Source organism: Staphylococcus sp. 231237_7MaSpsaltlick (assembly GCF_043107035.1).
In genome coordinates, this window is record NZ_JBICNX010000150.1 from 1 (window position 1) to 1,111 (window position 1,111).

2 protein-coding genes are annotated in these 1,111 nt (G+C 32.1%); one reads left to right on the forward strand and one right to left on the reverse strand.

From position 1 onward, the window contains the following. The coding region (locus ACF91D_RS30535; protein WP_392438497.1) for a UbiX family flavin prenyltransferase at positions 1–514 on the reverse strand (514 nt) is incomplete at its 3' end. Positions 515–620: 106 nt separating this feature from the next. Between ACF91D_RS30535 and ACF91D_RS30540 the strand changes: the two genes are divergently transcribed. Beyond that, positions 621–1,111: LysR family transcriptional regulator (locus tag ACF91D_RS30540; protein ID WP_392438498.1), on the forward strand; the 491-nt coding region annotated here is incomplete at its 3' end.

A 1,111-nucleotide genomic window follows, 5' to 3' on the forward strand; every position in this document is an offset into this window, starting at 1 on the left:
GAGATAATAATCGAAATACAATATGATCTATCATTTCATGTAAATCTAAAGGATGATTGTAAAATGCGGGCATTGGAGGAAAAATAGATACACCCATTTGCGATAGTTTTAGCATATGTTCTAGATGAATAGCATTAAGTGGTGTTTCTCTAGTCATCAATAATAATTGTTTACGCTCTTTCAATATGACATCTGCCGCACGAGTAATAAGATTATCGGCAAGACCTAAACTTATTGAAGCTAAAGATTTCATACTACATGGAGCAACAATCATGCCATCAATATTAAAAGATCCACTAGAAATTGCAGCGCCTAAATCACTTGGGGAATAAGAATAATCAGCTATTGATTTCACTTCAGCAACGCTATATTCCGTTTCCTCAACAATGGTAGTTACTGCCCATTTAGACAATACTAAATGCGTTTCTACATCTTCTACCTGATGCAGTACTTCTAATAAACGAATGCCAAATATTGCACCCGTAGCTCCGGAAATACCTATTATCAATTTCATGTATAAGACTCCTTTCATCCATTAGTATAAATCGACATTCTATAATACAATAAATATATATTAAATATATATTAGATACTTTTTGAGTATTAAAAGGAGTGGCAAGATGGAATTAAGACATTTACGTTATTTTTTAGCAATTGCCAAAGCAGGTAGTATCTCAAGTGCATCAGAGATATTACACATCGCACAACCACCTTTAAGTAGACAATTAAAAGATTTGGAAAGAGAATTAGGATTTGAATTATTCGAAAGAAATAAGAAAAGAAAGGTACAACTCACTGATCAAGGGCGATTTTTTGTTAATAAAGCACAACTCATCTTGAATACAATAGATGATTCAGTAATGGAGACCCAAGAATTCCATGAGCAGGTAGAGCAATCATTAGCTATCGGTACTACAATATATAGTTCAAATAAAATGTTTGAACAGATTGAACAGTTCAAACAACTATATACAGATGTTCGTTTTAACATCTGGGAATCTGATAGCATTAATATTATTAAACTTTTAAATGAACGAAAATTAGATATCGCTTATATCAACGAAACCATACAAAACAATACTATACACAACAAACATATTCATACCGACCA